This is a genomic window from Corallococcus sp. NCSPR001 (assembly GCF_017309135.1).
Taxonomy (GTDB): Bacteria; Myxococcota; Myxococcia; order Myxococcales; family Myxococcaceae; genus Corallococcus.
Map to the genome: position 1 here is coordinate 8,591,838 of NZ_JAFIMS010000002.1, position 22,038 is coordinate 8,613,875.

Genomic DNA, 22,038 nt, shown 5'->3' on the forward strand with positions numbered 1-22,038 from the left:
ACCATCAACAAAGGCAGCCACTCAACAAAAACCCTCCCCCAAGGTCAGCTCGGGCCAGTGCATTCGACCAGGGACTCGCGCCCTCCGCGTAGCTGGAATGCGCGGCAACGCAGGAGACCGCGCGCCCCCATCGCACACACCTGGAGCCTCGCTCGTGAATCGTCGTGCTGCCATTCCATTTCTCTTCTCCGCCGCGTTTTTGCTGGCCTCGTCTGCTCAGGCGAATCTGGAACGCGACATTGTCGCCGGCTCTGAAGACTTCACCCTGCCTCACGCATCCTTCGTGCCTGCTACAGCCAACCTTCGATACGTCGACGCCTATTACACGGGCACATCGGATGGCAGCGAAGCGCATCCCTGGAAGTCCATTCAGGTCGCGATCAACTCCCTGCAGCCAGGACAGGCCGCCTATGTCCGAGGCACCTTCACGGAAAACCTGAACTGGACCGCCGCAGCCCATGGCACTTCCACCCAGCCCATCACCCTGATGGCATGGCCGGGCTACCGGCCCAGGGTGAAGAACCCGGGCTCGGGACCACTCCTCGACGTCACGAAGAGTTACTGGATCGTGGATGGGTTCGACCTGGATGGGGACCAGGTCTTTGCCAATGTCGCGCGGTTCAAGGGCGCAGGGGCGCACAACATCATCTTGCGGAACAGCCTCATCACCGATGCGCGAGGCGGCGCAGCCGTCTTTGTGGGGGACTCCGCCCACCACATCCAGATCCATCACACCACCATCCAGTGGACCAAGAACTGGAGCGGCCTGCGCTCCGATACAACTTGCCGCACCCATGCGGATTGTGCCGCACAGGAGACCTCCACGCCCGTAGGGCTCGTTTGCGTAGACGCGTTCCACTGCGCCACCCGTGAGGATGGTCACGCCGTCAGCATCTATCCGGACAGCCACCATGTGCTCCTCAGCGAGAACACGATGAGCGACAACTCAGGTGACGGCGTGCAGTGCGTGGGCCCTGTGCACGCGGAACCGGCAGGTACAGGGACCGTGAGGCCTCACGACATCTTGATGGTCGACAACACCATCGCGAACACCAGCAGCAGCGATGGCAACACCGAGAACGCCGTCGACATCAAGGACTGCGACCGCGTGACCATTCGAGGTGGCCACCTCAGCCACTTCCGCGCCACCCGCAACGAGACAGGCAACGCGAGCAAGGGCGAAGCCATCATCGCTCACTTCGATGCCCAGGGAATTCTCATCGAAGGAGTGGACATCGCTGACACGTGTCGAGGCATCAACCTGGGTCGCTACGCCACGAGTGAGCAACTGGCCAACGTGGTCATCCGCAACAACATCATTCGAGATCCGACCATCAAGACGGCACGGTGCCCCTCCAACGCGGTGTGGATGACACGCGTGGCAGGTGTTGACCTCTACCACAACACCTTCGACGGCTGGGAAGGCGCCTTCGTATCGGTCGGCGAAGAGATGCTTGGCATCAATGTCACCAACGTCGACGTCTGGAACAACATCTTCAAGGGCGGTGCGGGCTATTACCTGGGCGCGAGCCAGTACGGCGTGAGCCAGTTTGAAAGCGGCTACAACCTCTTCGCCCAGGGCACGCAGAAGATGCTGCGCTGCAATTACGACCTTGTGGACATGGCAGCCTGGAAGACGTGCCTGGGGATCCCGGGGCTCGGGCTCGAGGAAAACAGCAAGTGGGGAGACCCGCTCTTCTCCTCACTCGCGCGCGAAACACAACCTGGCTCGCCGGCCCGGGACATGGCCCTCAATGACGCCCAGACAACGACCTACTGTGGCAACGGCCCGGACGTGGGAGCGAAGGAGAGCTGCGCCATCGGCACGCAGCAGCCCTCGGATGTCGCGCCTTCGCCGGTGTGGGGGCTCCAACGAGGCACGACAGGGGATGACGTCTTCGAGGCCGTGGTCACCAACTCGCAGAACGACGTCTTCTACGCAGGATGGACGACCGGCGAGTTCAACTACACACCGCAAGGTGGTTGGGACGCCATCATCGGACGCTACTCGACGACAGGCACCATGGGCTGGTCCCGCCTGCTGGGAGGCTCAGGTAACGAACAGGCCCTCTCCATCACGGTTGACGCAGCGGACAACGTCTACGCGGCCGGGGTGACGACGAGCAACCTGGGTAACATCCACCAGGGCGGTGGGGATGCCTTCGTCGTGAAGTACGACGCGAATGGCGTGAAGCAATGGGTGGTTCAGCCGGGCACGGCGACTTCGGACGCGTTCACTGGCATTGCCTCGGATGGCAGCGCCATCTACGCGGGTGGCGTCACCGTAGGCAGCTTTCCGGGCCAGCCGCACCACGCGACTGCCGGAGGGGACTACCTGCTCATGAAGTTCGACGCGAACGGGAACACGCTCTGGACCCGAGTCTGGGGCACAGCCGACGACGAATCCGTGGAGGGCGTGGCCTACGGCGCGGGCGGAGTCTACGTCCTAGGACACGACTACAACCGGTACATGTCCGTCACGAAGTTCACGCCCGGCGGCGACAAACTCTGGGAGCGCATCTTCCCTGCGTCATTGGCCCGGGCTTCGGACATCACCGTGGATGCCACAGGCAATGTCTACGTCGCGGGCTTCTTCCAGCCCTATCCTGAGTCCTACACGCCGTGGATCATCAAGATCGACAGCGCGGGCAACGAGCAGTGGACCCGGACCACCACCTTTGCCGGCCCCTTCACTTCGCTCTTCGGCATCCGCACGGACTCCGCCGGCAACGTCATCGTTGCAGGCCATTCCTGGGGCTCCATGGCGGTCTACAAGCTGACTCCCACCGGCAACCTCATCTGGGAAGGAGGACAACCGAGCACGGCTGCCACCTATGGTCTCGCCATCGCGGTCGACAACGCGGACGACATCCTCCTTGTGGGCGAGACCCGCGGGGACGTCTTCAGCACGAATCAGGGAGAGCGCGATGCTTTCATCCTGAAGTACCCCAACTAGCGGGTGTCGCCCCCTCTCGCACCGCGAGAAAACAAACCGGCTCACACGCTTTTGACGCGCCGTGCCCGGCTACCCTCCAGCCGGGCACGGCATTCACCGACAGACAGCCCGCGCGGGCCCGAAGCCGTCTAGAATCCCCGCCCGCTCATGCCTTCCGGTCCTCCCGTCCCCATCCCCACGCACACCGTCGTCGCCGCGCGGGCGCAGGGGGAACGGCTGTCCGCGCAGCGCTTCCACCTGGTGCTGCTGGACACCGAACGAGCGGGCACCGTGTATCCGCTCGCCACGGAGGACCTGCGCGTCGGCAAGTCCACCGACAATGACGTCGTCATCGACCACCCCACGGTGAGCCGCAACCACCTGGTCGTGCGCCGCCAGGGCGACCGCTTCCTCGTGCAGGACCTGGGCTCCACCAACGGCACCTTCCTGGACGGCGCACAGGTGCGCGAGGCCTACCTGCGCCCCGGTGCCCTCCTGGAAGTGGGCGACGTGCGCCTGCGCTTCAGCCCGCAGATGACGCCCGTGCAGGTGGAGCCCACCGTCGAGGACCGGCTGGGCGACCTCGTGGGCCGCAGCGTGCCCATGCGGCAGATCTTCGCGCTGCTCCAGCGCATCGCCCCCACGGACTCCACCGTGCTGCTCGTGGGCGAGACGGGCTCCGGCAAGGGCGCGGGCGCCAAGGCCATCCACAAGTTGAGCCCCCGCGCGGCCGGGCCGCTGGTCGTCTTCGACTGCGCGAGCGTGTCCGACTCACTCATCGAGTCCGAGCTGTTCGGCCACGAGAAGGGCGCCTTCACCGGCGCGGTGGGCCAGCGCATCGGGTGCCTGGAGCGCGCCCACGGCGGCACCCTCTTCCTGGACGAAATCGACGACCTCGCCCTGGACCTGCAGCCCAAGCTCCTGCGCGCCATCGAGGACCGCGAGTTCCGCCGCCTGGGCTCCTCCACGCCCATCTCCTTCGACGCGCGCATCGTCGTGGCCAGCAAGAAGGACCTGTGGGCGGAGACGCAGGCGGGCCGCTTCCGCGAGGACCTCTACTTCCGCCTGTCTGTCTTCACCGTCAGCCTGCCGCCCCTGCGCGACCGCAAGGAGGACATCCCGCTGCTCGTGGAGGCCTTCGCGGGCGAGGGCCTCTGGCCCCGGCTGCCGGAGAAGATTCAAGAGCAGTTCCTGGGGCACACCTGGCCGGGCAACGTGCGCGAACTGCGCAACGCCCTGGAGCGCGCCCGGCACATGGTGGACATCCCGGGCCTCACCGGGGACAACCTCCTGCGCGAGTTCACCCGCGACGTGCCCACGCCCGCCGGGGACTTCCTGCCGGTGGAGTTCACCGGGCCGTTCAAGGTGTGCAAGGACGAGCTCGTGCGCGCCTTCGAGCGCGAGTACCTCACGCGCCTTCTGGGCCGCGCCCGGGGCAACATCGCCCGCGCCGCCCGGGAGGCGGAGCTGGACCGCAAGCACCTCTATTCGCTGCTGCACAAGTACGGGCTCGTTCAGAGCGAGCCGGACTGAGCCTTCATGGCATGGTGGCGGCCGCTTCCAAGCGGTCCCCCATCCCCCAGGAGGGCTTCATGAAGTTACGTCCGTCCCGTTGGCTCGGCGTGCTGTGCGCGGGTGTCCTGATGATGCATGCGACGGGCTGTTTCGGCTCGTTCAAGCTCACGACGAAGATCTGGCAGTTCAACAAGGGCATCTCCGGCAACAAGTTCGTCCAGTGGCTGGTGTTCCTCGTGTTCATCGTGGTGCCCGTCTATGAAATCGGCACGCTGGTGGACGCGCTCGTCGTCAACAGCATCGAGTTCTGGACCGGCGGCAACCCGGTGAGCAGCGTGGAGGGGGAAGACTCCAACACGCGCATCGTGAAGCTCAGCCCCACCGACACGCTGAAGATGTCCCGCGACGTGGAGTCCGGCGTCATGCGCCTGGAGCTCCAGCGCGAGGGCCAGGAGCCCGTGGTGCGCTACTTCGAGCCGCTGGAGGACGGCATGGTCGCGCGCGACGAGGCGGGCGCCCTGCTCATCCGCGCCCAGGGCCAGACGGACGGCGCGGTGAAGGTGACGGACGCCGCCGGCTCCACCGTGACGGTGCACGCCCGGGACGCGGTGGACGCCGCGCGGCAGCTCTTCCTGGACGGCGGCGCGCCCGCGCTCGCGCAGTTCGCCACGCACCAGGGACAGCTCTCCCAGGGCATGGCCACGCTCGACGCCTGCACGCCGTGAGCTGAAACACAGGGCTTCCGGTGTGACTTCGCCGGAAGCCCCGGAGTGCTTCAGGGCGCGGGTTCGTCGACCACCACGTCGCCCAGGTCCGGGCCGAAGCCCGCGTCGAGCGCCAGGGAGTTGAACGTCCCCTCCATGCTGCGCCCCGCGCCGTAGCCGTCGCCCTTCTTGAACGACAGGGAGAAGTCCCCGCGCGTGGGCTCGCCCACGTTGCCGCCTTCATCCAACACCAGGTCGCCGCGCTCCACCTGCGTGAAGACGCGCGCCGGCTCACCGGCGGCCACGTGCACCACCGACGCGCGCTCGCGGCCGGAGGGCGTGGTGCCGCCCAGTTGCACCTTCGTGCCCGGCTTCAGGTCCACGCCTTCCGTGTCCACGGTGAGCCGCGCGACCAGGTCCACGTCCAGGCCGTTGTTGCGGAAGTAGCTCACCTGGAGCGCCTCCGGGTTGCGGCGGATCTCCACCCGCGACACGTCGGTGACGGGGAACAACTCCGACACGCTGCCAGACAGCTCGTTGTCACCGCGACACGCGATGGCGCCCGCGCCGGAGAGCACGGCCGCGAGCCCCAGCGCCGCCACGGCGCGTCCCGCGAGGCTCACCGCTCCACCGCCAGCATCAGGACGCTCGTCGTGGGAACGCGATAGAGCACCACGCGCTGGCCCGTGGACAGGAACGCCAGCTTGGGCGACCAGCCACCCGCCGTGTCCACCGTCACCTCACGCCACTGGTCCTCCACGCGCGTGGCGATGACGAGCGCGTCGTCCGACGGCGAGCAGCCGCCCTCATTGCGCCCGGGCTCCAGCGAGCAGATGTGGAACGCGATGGACGGGTCGTGCGTCTTCGGGTCGAACGCGAGCGACGGGTACCAGCCGCCCGTGCCCGTCTGGTAGACGGGGTCCGGCAGCGTCCAGTCCCCAGGGGCCGTGCACTGCGTGCCCGTCTTGCCGTCGCACGAGATGTACGTGAGCTTGTTGTCCGAGCGGTCCACCACCGCGATGCCGAACCCCACCGCCGGGTCATACGCCAGCGACGCGCCCAGCATCGTGTTGCCCACCGATTGAATCTTCCTCGGCGGCGTCCAGGTCTTCCCGTCCGAGCCGCGACGCTGGAAGTACACGTTCTGTCCCGGGGCATCCGCGGCGTTGAGGGCCTGATCGAACACCAGCGCCGGCTGACCACCCGCCAGCACCATGTCCAGGTGCCCACCGTACGCGGGCTTCTCATCCGCGCCGTCGCCGCCCAAGGCCACCATCTGGTGCTGCCACGACGTGGGGCCGCCGATGGCCAGCTCCGCGTCACTGGCGTTCCAGTCCCCCTGCGGGAACTGCCCGTTGTGCACGTCCCGGTAGGCGACGAGCGCCTCGTTCCCGTTGAAGACGAGCGCGGGATCGAGTCCCACGATGTTGCCCGAGTCGCTGACGCTGTTGTTGGCGAAGGCCTCGTTGCTGCGTCGCACGGCCACCTGCTCCGTCCACGTCCCGTTCGCGGCGCGGTACGCCACCGCCAGGTCGCTCTGGAACCAGAAGATGGATTCGGAGGAGGTCCCGTCGTAGACGCCGCCCAGGTAGCTCACCGCGGGCTGGCCGTTCGCCGCGAAGGCCAGCGATACGCCATACACGCGCTGCACGGTCCGGATGGTCTCCGCGTTCGCCTGCACCTGACCGTCCTTCACCTCGCGGTAGCGCAGCTCGAAGTCCAGCTCCTTGCCGGGCACCTTCACGAAGTACGCGATGCCGATGCGGTCGTCCGGGCCCACCGCCATGGCGATGGAGGAGATGCGGTGCAACTCCGTCGGCTCCGTATCCACCGTCAGCCGCACGAAGGGCGTGTCCGTCGTTCCGCCATCGTCCTGCGGCTTCGGGCCCGCGTCCGGGTTGGCCGGCTTGCCGCCGCCACATCCCAGCGCGAGCGCCGCTCCCAGTAGCCACGCGTGCCGTTTCATGCGGTCCTTCTCCTTGGTTCAGTCGGCCTGGTTGAGCGCGCCATCCTATGTCAGCCACGCGCGTTGTCCGTCACGCCTCGTGGTGCGTCCCCTCGTCACGCACGCGGTGGGCGGCCAACCGACCCCGGAGCCTTTCTCATCTGCCGTGAAACACAGGCACCTGGGTTAGGCTCGCACGCCATGGCTCGCGCGCGTTCGCTCCCCCCGAAGCTGTCCCGGCGCACCTTCATCCAGCGGCTCACCTTCTTCGGCGGCGGCGTGGTGCTGCTGGGCGGCGTTGCGTGTAAACGTTCGAAGGAGGCGGAAGCGAAGAAGGCCCCGGAGCCCACCGGCACCACCTCCGCCGGCCAGGCCCTGCGCACCTTCTCCGCCTTCGAGTACGCCGTCGTCGCCGCGGCCACGGAGCGGCTCATTCCCCGCGACGAGGACCCGGGCGCCCAGGACGCGGACGTGGCGCTCTACATCGACCGCATCCTGGAGACGCAGGGGCTGGAGTCCATGCACCGCGACTTCCTCCAGGGCCTGTCCGCGCTGGAGCGCCGCGCGCAGCGCATGTTCCAGAAGGGCTTCGCGCAGGCCACGCCCGCCCAGCAGGACGAACTGCTCGCCATCTTCAAGGACAGCCCGGCCGGCAGCGGCGAGGCCCACTTCTTCGAGCTGTTGATGACGCTCAGCCTGGAGGGCTTCCTGGGCGACCCGTCCTACGGCGGCAACAAGGGCCGCGTGGGCTGGCGCCTGATGGGCTTCGACACCGTGGGCACGCTCGCCATGGCGCCCCCGGAGGGCTACGACGGCCCGAAGTGCCTGCGCGAGTGCGGAGGCCACCACCCGTGAGCCTGCCCTCCGTGGACGTGTGCATCGTGGGCAGCGGCGCGGGCGGCGCGCCGCTCGCGCTGGAGCTGGGGCGCGCGGGCTTCAAGGTCGTGGTGTTGGAGAAGGGCCGCCACTACCAGCCCAAGGACTTCGTCCACGACGAGATCCTCAACAGCCGCCGCAACTTCTTCATGCCGCTGCCGTGGGAGGAGCCGCACCTGGTGCGCCAGGGGTCCAAGGCCCGCTACGAGCGCAGCAACGCCGCGTGGACCGCCAACTGCGTGGGCGGCGGCACCGTGCACATGAGCGGCTTCTTCTACCGCCTCAAGCCGGTGGACTTCCGCCTGCGCTCCACGCTGGGCGCCGTGCCCGGCACCACCGTGGCGGACTGGCCCATCTCCTACGAGGAGCTGGCCCCCTTCTACGACAAGGCGGAAGCGGAGCTGGGCGTGTCCGGCCAGGCCGTCCCCCACCCCTTCGCCGAGCCCCGCAGCGGCCCCTACCCGCTGCCGCCCCTGGACGTGCACCCGGTGGCGTCCGAAATCGACAAGGTGTGCGCGGCCATGGGCTGGCACGCGCTGCCCACCGCGCGCGGCATCATCAGCAAGGCCTACAAGGGCCGCGCTCCGTGCGCGTACTGCGCGCTGTGCGGCAGCTACGGCTGCGAGACGGGCGCCAAGAGCAGCACGCTCGCGAGCCTCATCCCCAACGCCATCGCCACCGGCAACGTGGAGGTGCGCCCGGGCTGCATGGCGCGCTCCATCGAAGTGGATAAACAAGGCCGCGCGAAGAGCGTGGTGTACCTGGACAAGGACGGCGTCGCGCAGGAGCAGCCCGCGAAGGTCATCATCGCCTCCGCCACCGCCGTGGAGAGCGCGCGCCTCCTGCTCAACTCCACCTCCAGCCGCTTCCCCAGGGGCCTGGCCAACGGCAGCGGGCTCGTGGGCAGGAACCTGCTCTTCAGCTCCTTCGGCGGCTCGCGGGCGCACTTCCGCGTGTCGAAGCAGAAGGCCGCGCGGCCGTGGCTCACGGACCCGGCACCCTTCGTCAACCGCAGCCTCCAGGACTTCTACGTGATGCCGGATGGGCGCCACGGCTTCCGCAAGGGCGGCACGCTGGGCTTCATGTGGGCGCACCCCAACCCCATCTACGCGGCGGTGGGCCTGGCGGGCAGCGGCAAGACGGGCGTGTTCGGCAAGGAGTTGAAGGACCGCATGCGCGCGTACCGCGACTCGCGCATCCTCGAGTTCGAGGTCTACGCGGAGTTCCTCCCCACGCCCGGCACCTCCGTCACGGTGGAGCCCGAGGTGAAGGACAAGTACGGCATCCCCGTGGCCGCCATCACCCTGGACCGGCACCCGGCGGACTTCGCCGCCACGCGCTTCCTCGTGGAGCGCGGCGAAGAAGTGCTGATGCGCCTGGACCCGGACAGCGTGGAGCGCGTGGGCACGCAGGGCGAGACGACCATCCTCCAGCACGGCACCTGCCGCTTCGGCGACGACCCGGCGGCCTCCGTGCTGGACAAGCACTGCCGCGCGCACGAGGTGCCGAACCTCTACGTCGTGGACGGCAGCTTCATGCCCTCCGGCGGCAGCGTGCCCTCCACGCTCACCATCGCCGCCAACAGCTTCCGCGTGGCGGACCACCTGGTGCGCACGCTCAAGGGCTGAAGGCCGCGCGCTACTGGAGGCGCAGCGGCGTCACGTCCACCTTCACCACGTAGCGCGCCTGCATGTCGGAGTCGAACTCCACCAGGTGGTCACCCACGCCGGTGACGTCCGCCTGCTGGGTGAAGACGCCGAACTTCTCCATCTGGTCCAACGCCGCGCGGCCCGTGGACGCCTTGCGCTGGCGTGCGCGGCAGCCCTCCTCGTGCACGGTGATGGCCGTCTCTTCACCGGCCGCCGTCACCTCCTCCAGATAGAAGCTCACCTTGATGGTGGAGGCCTCCGGCACGCGCACCAGCACCTGGCTGTGCCCGGGGAAGCGGCCCTCGGAGTAGCTCTCCGGCCCGAGGATGCAGCCCGCGTACTCACTGCACACGGGCCAGGACGCCTTGCAGACATCCAGCACGCGCGCGCCGATGAAGTCATCCCGCGAGCCGCCGCATGCGACGAGCATCAATCCCATCACAGCGCCCGCCAGCCGCGAGACATTCCGTGTTACAACACCAGACATTCTGCTGAACCTCACCGAGGAGTGGATGTCCATGCGCATGCGCAACCTGTGGCTGCCCCTCACCATCATCGCCCTGACGGGCTGCGGAGACGAGACCGAGGACCTGCCGAACACGCCGCAGCTGCTCATCGACCGGACGGAGCTGAGCTTCGACACGGAGTTCTCCGCTGGGACCTACGTGGGGGCGACGACGTTCAACACGCTCTACATCGAGAACCGCGGGCTCCAGACGCTGGAGCTCAACGAGGCCTCCATCTCCGGCCCCAGCGTCTTCACCATGAAGCGGCCGGAGAACTGGCCGGAGAACGGGCCCCTGAAGCTGGAGACCTACCAGCGCGCCTTCATCGAGGTGGCCTTCAAGCCCAACGCCGCGAAGGAGTTCACCGGCACGCTCACCCTCAAGTCCAACGCCGCCAACGGCGAAACCCGCGAGCTGGCGCTCAAGGGAAAGGGCATCGCGCCGTAGTAGTCCCGGCGGTGCCCCCGGAGGCGGCGGAGGCGTGAAGCCCCGCCGCCCGCCCGGGCCTGCTAGCGGGTGAACTGGCAACCGCCCACCCACGTGCCGCCGTCCTGCGTGGGCGCCGGGCACGACGTGGGCGAGCCGCCATCCGCCGCGTTGTAGCTGCGCGGGTAGTCGCCGTAGCCGGTGCGCAGCGTGTAGCTCACGGGCGTGTAGTCCGTGCGCTCGGTGGCGCTCACCGCCACCTTGAGCGTGCCGCCCCGGATGAAGCGCCGCTCCAGGCAGGCGCACGTGTAGGGCGCCACGGTGACGCGCGTCGTGGTGGCCGTCTTCTCCAACTGGTACAGCGCCTGGTAGCTGCTGAGCGGCGCGCTCGCGGAGGTGTGCCACGCGCGCATCGCCGTGGGGTTGTAGGCCAGCGTCAGCGCGCCGCCCGTGCTGGTGGTCGTCACCGGCGTGCACCCGGCGGTGCCTCCGTCCGTGGCGGAGCCGTCACAGAAGGTCAAATCCAGCGCCAGCCCGTGCGGCGTGCCGCCATCCGGCAGGTTGTCCACGTCCCACTGCACCAGCCACGCCGCGTCCTCGGGCGCGCTCAGCGCGGGGAGCTGGTACTCGAAGGTGTCCGTGTCGGAGGGCACCGCGTCGTAGTCCGTGGGGCCGCGCACGCCCAGGCCCGTGGCGCGGTCGTTGTTGCGCAGCCGGCTGTGGCCGTACGTCAGCTGGCCCTTCGCCTCGAAGGTGGCGTTGCCCACCGGCAGGTTGCCCGTGCCCACGCCGCCGAGCGTCCTGGAGCGCGGCTGCTCCACGCCGCCGCTGTAGGCGCTCTCCTCTTCCGCGTCCTCCGCCTCCCAGGACACCTCCAGCCGGTAGTCGCGGTCATCCGCCCAGTTGTTGCCGTCGTCCTGCACCACGAAGTGGTACGTCAGCTCCCCGCCGTGCGCGGGCACCGGCAGCCGGCCCTGGAAGTTGCTCAGGTTGGGGAAGCGCGCCGGGTCGGACTCCTCGCGCACGGACTGGATGCACAGCACGGCCTCCGCGTTGTTGCAGTAGGTCTGCACCAGCCCCGGCGCGTCGGGGTGCTCACGCGGGTCGCGCGGGCACACGGCCGGGTCGTTGGTGCAGGTGGCGCGCTGCTCGGCGGTGACGGACGTGCTCACGGTGGTGAACACCAGCACCTGCCGGTCCGCCAGCTGGCCCAACGGCAGGGGCAGCGGGTCGAAGCGCGGGGTGGTGGGCCGCTCCGTCAGCCGGTAGCGCAGCACGCTGGGCTTCGTCAGGCTGGACAGCTTCACCGCGAACCAGTCGCGGTCGGTCACGTAGCCCAGCCGGCCATCGAAGGTCGTGGACGCGCCCGGCGCCCCCATATTGTTCACGTACGCGCGCGCGTAGGCGTCGTTGTCCCCGGACTGGTCGCGCGGGTCTTGCTCGTCCACCACGCGCACCTCCACCTCGTACGGCTGGCGCAGGTCGCCCGCGGGCACGGGCTCGTTGTTGCCCCGGTAGCCCTTCACCACCAGGGTCCAGGTGCCCGCGAGCTTCACCTTGCGCGCGGTGGCCAGCACGCCCGGGTGCACCTTGGGCAGCACGTTGCCCTCCGACTCCTTGTCGGTGCCGTTGGGGCGCAGCAGCTCATAGGACAGGCGGAAGTTGGGCGCGAAGCCCTGGTCCGGCGCGGTGACGCGCACGTAGGCGATCTTCCCCGCCGTCAGCGGGAAGCTGAAGCGGTCCACGTCGTTGTCCGTGGCCAGGTAGCCCTGCGCCGTGCCCACCTGCATGGCCCCCTGCGCCGCCAGCGCGATGGGCGTGGGCGTGACGTCGTTGGGCTCGTTCGCGTCCGGGTTCTCCAGCAACTCCACCGTGAGCCGGTAGGCGTTGCGCGCGTCGTAGTTGGGGCGCGCGGGGTTCGTGGGCGCGTCGCGCACCACGATGATGAGCTGCGTGTCCGGCGTGCCGTACGGCAGGATGATGTCCACCGGCTTCGGGGCGCCCGCGCCGTGCTGGTCCGACTTCGACACCAGCGCGGTGCTCTTGTCCTTCTCCTGCACCGTGACGGACAGGTTCACCGGCGTGCTGGACGCCAGGTACGTGCCGGTGACGTGCACCAGCGTGCGCGCGTTGGCGGTGGCGGGGATGCGGACGCTGTACCAGTCCTCGTCACCGGCCTTCACCTCGCCCGTGAGCGCCAGGAAGCGCTCCAGGGGCACGCCGGGCTTCAATTCACAGTCCGCGTTGGACAGGGCCTCCTCGCGGCTGTTGCAGAGGTCCTCCACCACGCCCGTGCCAGCATCCGGCGTGTCTTCCCCTTCCGAGGAACAGGCGGCCAGGAGCAGGAGCGCGAGCGGGAGCAGTCGGGTGCGAAGGCGCATGGGAGGCTCGAAGGGAATCAGGGGACGGGCGAGAGGGTCGGGGCGACGCCGGGGCAGCCGTCCACGAAGTCCTCGGGGTTCACGCGGATGACGCCATCCGGAGGCGACTTGATGCCGCCCACCGGGTAGCGCACGGAGTCCACGCGGAAGGTGCGCACCAGCGTGCGCGCGGTGGGGTCGTCCGCGGGCAGCATGGCCACGGAGAGGTAGATGTCGTTGTAGCCCGCGCCGCGCTGCACGGTGCCGGCGTCCACGCCGCCATCCACGCCGCCGTCGGCGATCATGGCGATGGTGGGCGCGAGCAGCACGTTGTCCACGCGGAAGCGGTAGCACTGACGGCCCTGGTCATCCACCGGGCCGTCCGCCTCCATGCTGTAGCGGTACGCGTCCGAGGCCAGGTTCGCGGTGTCCACCTGCAACGGGCGCATGTGCATGCGCGCCTCGCTGCGGTTGGTGAGCCCGTCCGTGTCCGGGTCCTCGTCCATGTCGTTGCTGGAGCCCTGCGTGCCACCCCGCCACTCCATGCCGTCCGGTACGCCGTCGCCGTCGCTGTCCTGGAGCGTGGCGTTGGTGCCGATGAACTGCTCGTCGCAGTCCAGGAGGCCGTCGCAGTCGGTGTCCACGCCGCGCAGCGCGGGCGGGCAGCCCTTGTCCAGGCCGCCGCCGTCCGGCTGCACTTCCTGGGTGGGGTCGAACTGCACGCCGCGGTCGCGGAAGTACACCTCCACGCCGTCGCTGAAGCCGTCGCCGTCCGTGTCGCGCAGGTTGGGGTTGGTCCCCAGCTCGTACTCGCGCGCGTCGGTGAGGCCGTCACCGTCCGTGTCCGCTTCATCCAGCGGGCTGCCCGGGGGCGCGGAGAAGTTGGAGGCCACGAAGTCCTTCACGATGAAGGCGCGGCGCACCTGGCCGAACTGGAAGTTGAGGAAGTTGATGGGCTCGTTGTTGCGGAAGTCGCGGAAGTTGCCGCCGCCCAGCGTGGCCATCTTCTCCAGGCGGTCCGCGTTCTGGTTGATGATGAGCAGCGGGCAGCCGCCGTCGCCGAAGCCGCCGTCCTCCGCCACCAGGTCGCACACGGACGGCACCGGCTGCGTGGGGTTGAAGACGTGCACGGTGTTGAAGCGCACGTCCTCCACCAGGTCGCGCAGCTGGCGGATGCGCACCACCGCGTCACCGCGGATGAGCTCGTCGTCCTGGTTGTTGGTGGGCTTGCCGTCCGACAGGAAGATGACCGAGTAGCGCGCCTGCGCCAGCGCGTCGCTCCCGCTGGGCTGCTGCCGCGCCCGCGCGATGTCCGTGTTGATGAGCGAGTAGATGTCCGACAGCGGCTTGACGAAGTCCGTCGAGTCCCGGTTCGGCGACGTGTCCGTGTTGCGGAAGGTCAGCAGCTTCTCCGTGAGGATGGCCTTCTGGGTGGCGTCCAGCCTGGACACCTGCACGAAGCCATCCTCCGCCGGCGGCCCCGGGTCCTGCGTGAGGAATGCCGTGGTGCTGCCCGCGAAGAGCATCACCGCGATGGAGACCTCGTCGTCCTGCGGGAGGTTCTCAATCAGGTCCACCAGCGCCGTGGCCCGCGTGCCGTCCGGGTCGCTCACGCGCATGGACTGGCTGGCGTCCATGGCGACGATGATCTTGATGGGCCGGATGACCTCATTGGCGCCCAGCGTGCAGAAGCGCCCGTCCAGCGCCACGGCCCGGTCCGCGGGCACCTCCGTGTCGCGGCGCGGGTCGTAGAGGTACGAATCCGTACAGGCCACCACCACGGCGAATCCCACCAGGGTGAGGGCCAACCAACGTCCCGCGCGGCTCACGGCGACGCGCCTCCCTGCGAAGGCGACACGCCGACGCAATTGCCCTGGGCTCTCCAGGGGTCCACCAGTTGATCCGGACGGCGGAAGTCACTGTCCTGCATGGCCAGGTCCGGCGCCAGCGGCACGCGCACGCTGGGCGGCGCGTACTGCGCCCACGCGCACGCGGTGCGCCAGACGCCGTAGTCCGTGGCCACGCCGCTCTCCGGCGCCTCCGCGAACCACACCTTGAACAGGTTGTAGCCCTGCTTCACGCCCGCGCGGTCCGGCGGCGTCACCAGCTGCAGGTTGGAGACGGTGAAGTCGTAGCAGACGCCGTCCGTGTCGTTGCCGCCCGGGACCTTCTTCACCTCGTACTGGATGCCGTACTTGTCGTGGAAGGGCCGGTCGCGCCGGGTGGGGTCGCTGCCGGCCTTCAGCTCCACGTCGTCCGGGACCCCGTCGCCGTCGGTGTCCAGGCCGGCCACGCTCGACTGGAGCGGGTTCAGGCCGTACTTCGCCTCCAGCCCGTCCGGCACGCCGTCGCCGTCGCTGTCCACGATGCCCTGGCGCGTCTTGAGGTAGGCCTCGGCGAACTGCGACAGCCCGTCACCGTCCGTGTCCCGGCAGGTGCAGCCGGGCGTCAGCGGGGACTGCGGGTTGCAGCCGCGCGCGTCCAGGTCGTTGCCCGCCTTGAAGCCCTGGTCCTGGCGGCGGTACTCGAAGCCGTCGCTCAGGCAGTCCCCGTCACTGTCGATGGTGAAGGGGTTCGTCTTGAGCGTGAAGCTGTTGTCCAGCGAGTCCGGGACGCCGTCGCCGTCGCTGTCCAGCACGCGGCCGTCATCCCCCGGCGCGGAGCTCAGGGGCTCCACCAGCAGCGTCTTCATCACGTTGGGCGACGCGAAGGAGGAGTAGTCCAGCGCGCCCAGGCCCAGCTCGCTGATTTCGGCCGTGTCGCTGAACTCCTGGTACACGCCGTTGCCCATCTCCGCGAAGCGCTTGAGCAGGTACGAGGCGATCTTCTTCGCCGCGGCCGGGTACTGCGCCTCCGGGACGCCCGGGTAGGTGCCGTAGATGTCCTGGCAGATGGGGCCGCAGGCGCGCACGGCCTCTTCGTTGAAGAGCAGCACCGTGTGCATGCGCACGTCGCCCACGTTGTACTGCGTCTTGAGCTCCATCAGCCGGCGCACGTAGCTGAAGAGCTGGTAGTTCTGGTTGCGGTCCGTGCCCACCTCGAAGCCGGTGATGGCGTCGGTGGTGCTGGTGGCGTTGCAGAAGCTGGAGATGGAGTCGCGCCAGGTGAGGTCCGGCGTGTCCGGCCCCGCGTAGACGGACAGGTCGTCGTTGGCGGAGCAGCGCGGGTACGGCGTGCCGTCCGTGAGGAACACGACGACGTAGCGCGTGCGCGGCAGCAGCTCCGGCGTGGACTGGGACACCGCTTCGATGTCGCTGGCGATGAGGCTGTACGCGTAGCTGAGCGCGCCCTGGTAGTCCGTGCCCTTGCCCAGCTGCGACTGAAGGCCTTCGATGTAGCCGTTGATGTTGCCCGGCGGCGCGAAGCGGTCTCCCGAGGAGGCCGGCGGCCAGGTGTTCTTCACGTTCGTTTCGAACGGGGCGATGGCGATGCTGATGTTGCCCTGGCCCGCGGCGTTGATGCGCCGGAAGCCGTTCACCACGTTCTTCAGGGCGCGCACGCGCGCGGGCTCCGTCACGCCCGGCGGGATGATGGCCTGCACCTCCGCGCGCTCGCAGAAGCCGCTGCCCTCCTGCGAGCCCGGCGGATCCGACACGCACATGCTGCCGGACTCGTCCACGACGAGCACCACCTTCACCGGGAAGCCGGTGGGGTTCGCCGGGCGCGTGCACACCCGGCCGGTGAGCGTCAGCCGGTCATCCAGCTGGGACTGCTCCTGGGCGCGCGGCTCCAGGAGCGTGTCGGAACAGGACAGCACACCCAGGACCAGGAGGCCGGTCGCAAGAAGCGGAACGACGAACGGACGGCGCATGCGATGCGGACCTCCTGGCATGGGGGACATCTCTCCTTACGCCTTCTTGCGGCGGCGCAGCAGCAGGCCGAGCACGCCAGCGCCCAGGGCCGCGGCGCTCCCGCCGGCGGGCAGCGAGGTGCAGCCGCCGCCGTCGGAGTCCTGCTTGCCCACCTTCACGAAGAGGCTGGACACGGAGGCGCGCTGCTCGGGGAACACGCGGTCCGCGAAGGCCAGGCGCGTGGACACCTGCAGTTCGTACTCACCTTCCTTGTCCGGGTTGAAGTTGGGCACGCTGCCGTCCACGTACTGGTACTCCCAGTGGCGGCTGTAGGTGACGGCGCCCTTGGGGTTCTCCACCACCGCGGTGGAGCCGGAGGGACGCTTCACCACCGTCCACGTGTACTCGATGGCCGCGCCGTTGCGGTTGGCGAACAGGGGCGGGCGCACGGCCATGCCCGTCTTCTCCACGCTGATGACGCCGCCGGTGCCCACGCTGAAGGGCGACTTCGGGTCGAGGCAGTCGTTGGGGTTGTCCTTGTTGAGCACCACGCAGTAGCGCGTGTCGCACGCGTCACCCAGGCCGTCGCCGTCGTCATCCGCCTGGTCGCGGTTGGCCACCGCCGGGCAGTTGTCCGCGGCGTTGAGCACGGAGTCGCCGTCGATGTCCGGGTCGCACGCGTCGCCGATGCCGTTGGCGTTGGTGTCCTTCTGGTCCGGGTTGGACAGGCCGGGGCAGTTGTCCAGGTTGTCGGAGACGTTGTCGCCGTCCGCGTCCACGCGGCACGCGCTCACGTCCGCCGGCAGCTGCTGGTTCTCATTGGCGATGAGCGGGCAGTTGTCCTCGCCGTCCTTGCGCCCGTCGTTGTCGTCGTCGTCGTCGCAGACGTCGCCAATGCCGTCCCCGTCGTTGTCCGCCTGGCTGGTGTTGGGGATGGTGGGGCAGTTGTCGACGGCATCATCGACACCGTCGCCGTCGTCGTCCGGGTCGCACGCGTCGCCGGTGCCGTCACCGTCGATGTCCAGCTGCGTGGCGTTGGAGACGGCCGGGCAGTTGTCGCAGGCGTCACCGGCGAGGTCGCCGTCACCGTCCGTCTGGTCGCGGTTGGACGTGAACGGGCAGTTGTCCTTGTCGTCCGCCTTGCCGTCACCGTCCGCGTCGTCCGTGTACGACAGCGTCTTGCCGTCGTCCGTGTACGCCACCCAGACGGAACAGCCGCAGCCGCAGCCACAGCCACCGCCCTCCTCCTTGGGCCGACCGCACTCGTCTCCGAGGCACTCCGGGTTGTCCGGGTTCTGCTCCTGGGCCTGCACGGTACGGGGGCTCAGTACCAGGAAGGCTCCGAGCGCCAACATGGGGGCAATGCGACCGATAGTCATGGTGACTCCTTTCACAACCCCCGCCCTAGCAAGAGGCGATCCCGCGTCTGTAGGAGTTTCAGGGTCAGGAACTTCAAGGGGTTATGCGTTCAGAAGGGACTGCTACAGGAAGGGTGTGGGGGGGACACCCCATTCAGACTGTGGGGAACACCCCACGCCAGCGGGCCGGCTCAGTTGCTCACGATGAAGTCGTCGGAGACGAGGGGGACCATGCCGGCGGGGGTGCGGCCCGTGTCGGGGTCGTACTGGATCTCCTGGATGAAGAGCGAACCCACGCCGGCGCCGCGCGGATCATTGTCCCGGCCCACCTGGAGGTAGAGGTAGACCTCGTTGGTGCCCGCGCGGATGACCTCGCCGGGGATCAGCGGGTGGGGGCGCTCCAGGGTGGGGACCAGGGAGACGTTCTCCACGCGGGTGCGGTAGCAGGCGCGGTCGCTGGTGGCCGTGGGAGGCAGCGGGACGATGGAGTAGCCGTAGCCGCGCTCCCGGTGGAAGTCGAGGTCGGCGCTGAGCGGGTCGCCGTGGGCCTCCACCTCCGCCACGTTGGTGAGGCCATCGCGGTCGGTGTCGAGCAGGTCCTCGGCGACGAGCGGATTCGTCCGGGACAGGGCCTCCACCAGGTCCGGCAGGCCGTCACCGTCCGTGTCGCCCACGCAGGGGTCGCTGCCGAGCACGCGCTCCTCGCAGTCGTTGAGCCGGTCGCCGTCCGTGTCCTGCACCACGCTGCAGCCGTTGATGATGTCCACGGCGAGCGGGTCCAGGCCCATGCGCAGCTCCACGCCGTCCATGAGGCCGTCCTGGTCGGTGTCGGGGACGGTGGGGTCCAGGCCCAGGGCGCGCTCGTCGTCGTCCGCCACGCCGTCACCGTCGCTGTCGGTGAGCATCTGGCCGTTGCGCACCTGCACGTTGCGGTTGAAGGCGAGGAAGCGCTTCAGCTTGAGCGCGTTGTCGAGCGCGCCGTAGTCCAGCTGCCTGAGCGCGTTGGGCAGGAGCGAGGCGTCGGTCTCCACGGGCGCGCTGCCGCCCGCGTTGGCGATGGCGGCCACCTGCAACCGCGTGACGGGATCCGGCGAGGTATCGCGGACGTAGATGGGCTGGACGCTGACGTCGCCCGCGCCCAGTTGCTCCACCAGCCCCTTGAGCTCGCCCACCACGGCGGTCAGCTCACACTGGCTGCACGACGCGTTGCACGCGGACTGGGCCTCCGGGGACGCGTTGCAGCCCGCGGCCTTGGACAGCGCGGTGCAGCGGCTGTCGATGCCGATGTTGAAGGCCGGGTTGTCACAGCTCACGTCGGAGCTGCGGATGACGGGCGCGACCACGTAGCGCGAGCGCGCGACCTCCCCCTTGCAGGCGGTCTGCATCTCGCCGGACATCAGGCTCTTGGACAGCCGCAGCGCGGAGCGGATGCTGATGGGGCCATCCTGCTGGTAGCTGGCGTAGCGGGGCAGGACGGCCTGGAAGCTGGCGGCGTCCGTGAAGCTGCCCTGCAGTCCGGTGGCCACCGAGTGGAAGGCCACCAGCCCGAAGCGCATCTGGGGGCCGGTATAGCGCGACGTGAGCGTGGTGAGCCCGTCCACCGCGGCGCCCACCATCGCCGGATCCACGCCGGTGCCGCCCTGGAGCGCGAAGAGGACCTTCACGGGGAACGCGTCGCCGGTGGCCTCGGGGACGCAGAGGTCGCCCTCGAAGTTGGCGCGGTCCCGTGTGCCGCCCGCGCGGTCATCAATCGAATAGAGCCCCGCGTCGGTGCACGACAGCCACAACGTAGGAAGCAGGAGCCAGGCGACCCGGGGGGAGGAACGCATCCGTTGGATTGTAGACCTCAGCCCCCCCTTCCAACGCAAGCGACCCGCGGGCCGGATCCACGTGAAGGCCCCGACAGCGCACCCACCTCTTCGCGCCGACAAAGAAAAGGCCGCCGCCAATCAGGCTGGAATGTCCACATCCCGCCTGGAATCAACCCTCAACAGAATCCTGGTCTTACCGGGATGGTTCCGATTTCGGGGAGGGGAAAGACATTGCCCATGCAGTTCAATCCCCAAGGAGCAAGACCATGAAGAAGACGACCATGAAGCTGGGCGGGACCGTGGCGATGTTCGTGCTGGCGCTGGGTGCGACGGGCGCGATGGCTCACAACCGTGAGGTGAAGAGCCACGATCCGCGCATGGCGGTGGCCATGGAGGAGGTCGTGCTGGTGTCGAAGACGGGCCCCCTGGCGGGTGGCTCCGGCGGCAGCGGCAACGGCAACTGCGGCATCCTCAGCAACATCCTGGGTGGCGGCAACATCATCGGCAACACCACGGGCAACCTGCTGGGCCTCTTCATCGGCGGCGGCAGCATCTCGGGCAACTGCAACTGAGCGTCCGCGGACGTCACAACCCCCTGAAGTGAAGTAGCGGTCCATTCAAGACGGACCCGACGCCGGAGGTGCCCCCTCCGGCGCTCGGTCTGGAGCCCCCATGCGACACACGTTGACTCCCCGGCACGGGTTGTTGACCGGCCTCGCCGTGCTGCACCTGGTGATGGTGGCCCGAGGCGCGCTGCACGTGCCCCTGCTCCCGCTGACGGACGCCACGAGGACCTGGACCCAGGCCTACGGGCATTGGACGGGCTCGAGCAGCGGCTTCAGCTTCTTCGCCCCCGGCATCAGCCCGGCGGTGCGTGTCTCCTTCGACGTGGAGGGTGCGTCCGGCGAAAAGCTGCACGACGACTTCCGGTCGGACAACGGCGCCGTGAGCGTGCGCATCCATTCCATGAACCTGCGCTTCAGCCTGGAGGAGAGCCGGGACGCGCTGGCCCGCGCGTGGGCCGCGGCGATGTTCGGCCGGCACCCGGACGCGAGAGCCGTCACGGTGCGCGTGGAGTCGCTGCGACTGCCTGGCATGGCGGAGCACCTTCAAGGGTCGCAGCCGCTCTGGACGGAGGCCTACCGCGCGGAGTTCCAGCGGCGCGCTCCCGCGGCCGTGTCCACCGGGGAGGTGACGCCATGAGCGCCAGGAATTGGAAGTCCGCCGTGGGCGACAGGCTGGCGGCGTTCGTCGGCGAGCCCTCCTCTCCGCAGCCGCTGGGCGTCCTGCGCATCGGCGTGGCGGCGCTGCTGCTCATCCAGGCGTGGAGCCTGTCGGAGAGCCTGCCGGAGCTGTTGGGCGACCGGGGCTGGGTGCCCTGGAGCGTCTCGGAGGCGATGGCGTCCCCGTCCGTGCCCCGGGTGGGCATGGTGGTGGCCGCGCTGGAGCCGCTGGGCTTCACGCAGGCGGCCAGCATCCAGGGCCTGACGTTCGTCTACGTGATGGCGCTGCTGGGGCTGCTGCTGGGCCTGCACACGCGGCTGTCGGCGGTGACGGCGTGGGTCCTCCACACGGTGCTGCTCAACAGCATCAGCTTCTTCTCCTACGGCGTGGAGACCTTCGCGCACATCAGCCTGTTCTATTGCGCGGTGATGCCGGTGGGCACGGCGTACTCCCTGGACGTGCGGGCGAAGAGGCTCTCCGGCGCGCCGTCCGCGCTGGCGACGCTGTCGCTGCGTGTGTTGCAGGTGCACCTGTGCATCATCTACCTGACCACGGGCCTGGAGAAGATGCTGGGCCCCGTGTGGCGGGACGGGACGGCGCTCTGGGAGGTGCTGATGCAGCCCCAGTACGGCCAGTTCGACTTCGCGTGGCTCGCGGGGGTGCCATGGGTGGTGAAGCTGGCCACGTGGGGCACGCTGCTGGTGGAGGTGGGCTACGCGTTCTGCGTCTGGCCCCGGCGCACGCGGGGGCTCTGGGTGGCGCTGACGCTGGGCCTGCACCTGGGAATCGCGGTGATGATGGGGCTGTGGATGTTCAGCGGGATGATGGCGGTGCTCACCTTCGCGGCGTTCGGGTGGCCGCTGCTCTCCGAAGCCCTGGCCACCCGGGTCCGCGCCGCGGTGCTGCTCCCCTTCCACTCCAATCCCGCGCGTTAGCCC

The 22,038-nt window shown here is 69.0% G+C and carries 17 protein-coding genes; 9 read left to right on the top strand and 8 right to left on the bottom strand.

From position 1 onward, the window contains the following. Positions 1–154: 154 nt before the first annotated feature. The 3 genes from JYJ93_RS36575 to JYJ93_RS36585 all read left to right on the top strand — a co-directional run bounded on the left by JYJ93_RS36575 (position 155) and on the right by JYJ93_RS36585 (position 5,175). Complete coding sequence (locus JYJ93_RS36575) at positions 155–2,956, top strand: SBBP repeat-containing protein (protein WP_206799258.1); 2,802 nt, start codon at positions 155–157, stop codon at positions 2,954–2,956. 147 nt (positions 2,957–3,103) lie between these two features. Next, positions 3,104–4,468 carry a sigma 54-interacting transcriptional regulator gene (locus tag JYJ93_RS36580; RefSeq protein ID WP_206799259.1) on the top strand — a complete coding sequence of 455 codons (1,365 nt, stop codon included), beginning with the start codon at positions 3,104–3,106 and terminating at the stop codon, positions 4,466–4,468. A gap of 59 nt (positions 4,469–4,527) precedes the next feature. Then, positions 4,528–5,175, top strand: a complete 648-nt coding sequence (locus JYJ93_RS36585; RefSeq protein WP_206799260.1) for a DUF3332 domain-containing protein — start codon at positions 4,528–4,530, stop codon at positions 5,173–5,175. 50 nt (positions 5,176–5,225) lie between these two features. Here the strand turns inward: JYJ93_RS36585 and JYJ93_RS36590 are convergent, their stop codons facing one another. After that, on the bottom strand, positions 5,226–5,777 hold the full coding sequence (locus JYJ93_RS36590) for a hypothetical protein (protein WP_206799261.1): 552 nt from the start codon (positions 5,775–5,777) through the stop codon (positions 5,226–5,228). Beyond that, positions 5,774–7,120: a hypothetical protein gene (locus JYJ93_RS36595; RefSeq protein ID WP_206799262.1), complete on the bottom strand. Its 1,347-nt coding sequence runs from the start codon at positions 7,118–7,120 to the stop codon at positions 5,774–5,776. Before JYJ93_RS36595 ends, JYJ93_RS36590 begins: the two co-directional genes overlap by 4 nt. 180 nt (positions 7,121–7,300) lie before the next feature. Here JYJ93_RS36595 and JYJ93_RS36600 point away from each other — a divergent pair, with 180 nt between their 5' ends. Both JYJ93_RS36600 and JYJ93_RS36605 read left to right on the top strand, forming a co-directional pair. Next, entirely contained in the window at positions 7,301–7,954 is a 654-nt protein-coding gene (locus JYJ93_RS36600; protein WP_206799263.1) for a gluconate 2-dehydrogenase subunit 3 family protein, read from the top strand. Further along, on the top strand, positions 7,951–9,603 hold the full coding sequence (locus JYJ93_RS36605) for a GMC family oxidoreductase (RefSeq protein WP_206799265.1): 1,653 nt from the start codon (positions 7,951–7,953) through the stop codon (positions 9,601–9,603). Before JYJ93_RS36600 ends, JYJ93_RS36605 begins: the two co-directional genes overlap by 4 nt. A 10-nt stretch (positions 9,604–9,613) precedes the next feature. Here the strand turns inward: JYJ93_RS36605 and JYJ93_RS36610 are convergent, their stop codons facing one another. Continuing rightward, the gene (locus tag JYJ93_RS36610; protein WP_242544063.1) at positions 9,614–10,054 is read right to left on the bottom strand and encodes a hypothetical protein; all 441 of its coding nucleotides are present in this window, start codon (positions 10,052–10,054) and stop codon (positions 9,614–9,616) included. 88 nt (positions 10,055–10,142) lie between these two features. Here JYJ93_RS36610 and JYJ93_RS36615 point away from each other — a divergent pair, with 88 nt between their 5' ends. Next, positions 10,143–10,577, top strand: a complete 435-nt coding sequence (locus tag JYJ93_RS36615) for a hypothetical protein (RefSeq protein WP_206799268.1) — start codon at positions 10,143–10,145, stop codon at positions 10,575–10,577. A 62-nt stretch (positions 10,578–10,639) separates the two neighbouring features. On the opposite strand, the gene JYJ93_RS36620 is transcribed toward JYJ93_RS36615, so the two are convergent. From JYJ93_RS36620 to JYJ93_RS36640, 5 genes are all read right to left on the bottom strand, one after another. Next, the gene (locus JYJ93_RS36620) at positions 10,640–12,937 is read right to left on the bottom strand and encodes a hypothetical protein (RefSeq protein ID WP_206799270.1); all 2,298 of its coding nucleotides are present in this window, start codon (positions 12,935–12,937) and stop codon (positions 10,640–10,642) included. Positions 12,938–12,954: 17 nt separating this feature from the next. Next, positions 12,955–14,745, bottom strand: a complete 1,791-nt coding sequence (locus tag JYJ93_RS36625; RefSeq protein ID WP_206799271.1) for a VWA domain-containing protein — start codon at positions 14,743–14,745, stop codon at positions 12,955–12,957. After that, complete coding sequence (locus JYJ93_RS36630; RefSeq protein WP_206799272.1) at positions 14,742–16,727, bottom strand: VWA domain-containing protein; 1,986 nt, start codon at positions 16,725–16,727, stop codon at positions 14,742–14,744. Before JYJ93_RS36630 ends, JYJ93_RS36625 begins: the two co-directional genes overlap by 4 nt. 36 nt (positions 16,728–16,763) lie before the next feature. Continuing rightward, positions 16,764–18,086 carry a thrombospondin type 3 repeat-containing protein gene (locus JYJ93_RS36635; protein WP_206799273.1) on the bottom strand — a complete coding sequence of 441 codons (1,323 nt, stop codon included), beginning with the start codon at positions 18,084–18,086 and terminating at the stop codon, positions 16,764–16,766. Between the two features lie 170 nt (positions 18,087–18,256). Continuing rightward, the gene (locus JYJ93_RS36640; RefSeq protein WP_206799274.1) at positions 18,257–19,894 is read right to left on the bottom strand and encodes a calcium-binding protein; all 1,638 of its coding nucleotides are present in this window, start codon (positions 19,892–19,894) and stop codon (positions 18,257–18,259) included. A gap of 248 nt (positions 19,895–20,142) precedes the next feature. On the opposite strand from JYJ93_RS36640, the gene JYJ93_RS36645 reads away from it, so the two are divergent. From JYJ93_RS36645 to JYJ93_RS36655, 3 genes are all read left to right on the top strand, one after another. After that, positions 20,143–20,448, top strand: coding sequence for a hypothetical protein (locus tag JYJ93_RS36645; RefSeq protein WP_206799275.1), 306 nt, complete (start codon positions 20,143–20,145; stop codon positions 20,446–20,448). 100 nt (positions 20,449–20,548) lie between these two features. Then, positions 20,549–21,079, top strand: coding sequence for a hypothetical protein (locus tag JYJ93_RS36650; protein WP_206799276.1), 531 nt, complete (start codon positions 20,549–20,551; stop codon positions 21,077–21,079). Further along, complete coding sequence (locus JYJ93_RS36655) at positions 21,076–22,035, top strand: HTTM domain-containing protein (RefSeq protein WP_206799279.1); 960 nt, start codon at positions 21,076–21,078, stop codon at positions 22,033–22,035. The genes JYJ93_RS36650 and JYJ93_RS36655 overlap by 4 nt, the downstream gene beginning before the upstream one ends. The last annotated feature ends 3 nt before the right edge of the window (positions 22,036–22,038 follow it).

What these genes read in the sequence shown, in the direction of transcription:
- JYJ93_RS36645 (WP_206799275.1), top strand. Translation starts at nt 20,143, where the DNA reads ATGAAGAAGACGACCATGAAGCTGGGCGGGACCGTGGCGATGTTCGTG.
- JYJ93_RS36580 (WP_206799259.1), top strand. Translation starts at nt 3,104, where the DNA reads ATGCCTTCCGGTCCTCCCGTCCCCATCCCCACGCACACCGTCGTCGCC.
- JYJ93_RS36595 (WP_206799262.1), bottom strand. Translation starts at nt 7,120, where the DNA reads ATGAAACGGCACGCGTGGCTACTGGGAGCGGCGCTCGCGCTGGGATGT.
- JYJ93_RS36615 (WP_206799268.1), top strand. Translation starts at nt 10,143, where the DNA reads ATGCGCATGCGCAACCTGTGGCTGCCCCTCACCATCATCGCCCTGACG.
- JYJ93_RS36585 (WP_206799260.1), top strand. Translation starts at nt 4,528, where the DNA reads ATGAAGTTACGTCCGTCCCGTTGGCTCGGCGTGCTGTGCGCGGGTGTC.
- JYJ93_RS36635 (WP_206799273.1), bottom strand. Translation starts at nt 18,086, where the DNA reads ATGACTATCGGTCGCATTGCCCCCATGTTGGCGCTCGGAGCCTTCCTG.
- JYJ93_RS36640 (WP_206799274.1), bottom strand. Translation starts at nt 19,894, where the DNA reads ATGCGTTCCTCCCCCCGGGTCGCCTGGCTCCTGCTTCCTACGTTGTGG.
- JYJ93_RS36600 (WP_206799263.1), top strand. Translation starts at nt 7,301, where the DNA reads ATGGCTCGCGCGCGTTCGCTCCCCCCGAAGCTGTCCCGGCGCACCTTC.
- JYJ93_RS36620 (WP_206799270.1), bottom strand. Translation starts at nt 12,937, where the DNA reads ATGCGCCTTCGCACCCGACTGCTCCCGCTCGCGCTCCTGCTCCTGGCC.
- JYJ93_RS36655 (WP_206799279.1), top strand. Translation starts at nt 21,076, where the DNA reads ATGAGCGCCAGGAATTGGAAGTCCGCCGTGGGCGACAGGCTGGCGGCG.
- JYJ93_RS36650 (WP_206799276.1), top strand. Translation starts at nt 20,549, where the DNA reads ATGCGACACACGTTGACTCCCCGGCACGGGTTGTTGACCGGCCTCGCC.
- JYJ93_RS36610 (WP_242544063.1), bottom strand. Translation starts at nt 10,054, where the DNA reads ATGCTCGTCGCATGCGGCGGCTCGCGGGATGACTTCATCGGCGCGCGC.
- JYJ93_RS36630 (WP_206799272.1), bottom strand. Translation starts at nt 16,727, where the DNA reads ATGCGCCGTCCGTTCGTCGTTCCGCTTCTTGCGACCGGCCTCCTGGTC.